The organism is Limnovirga soli, from assembly GCF_013106755.1.
GTDB classification, from domain to species: Bacteria; Bacteroidota; Bacteroidia; order Chitinophagales; family Chitinophagaceae; genus Limnovirga; species Limnovirga soli.
On the sequence record NZ_WHPF01000073.1, the window covers coordinates 1 to 205 of the forward strand.

The 205-nt window shown below is 39.0% G+C and carries 1 protein-coding gene; it reads left to right on the forward strand.

What is annotated here, in order from left to right; translation table 11 throughout:
• The coding region (locus GD597_RS21815) for a hypothetical protein (protein ID WP_171610024.1) at nucleotides 1-205 on the forward strand (205 nt) is incomplete at both ends.

The window sequence follows — 205 nt, forward strand, 5'->3', positions numbered from 1 at the left end:
TTGCATTTAACGGTTAATTACAGCACTTCAAGCGAAGAAACTGCAGTTGCTTGTGATAGTTACGAATGGCATGGCACTACTTACACTGAATCTGGTGATTATACTTATGAATCAATCAACGAATCAGGTTGTACCAATGTGGCTACCTTACATTTAACGGTTAATTACAGCACTACCAGCGAAGAAACTGCAGTTGCTTGTGATA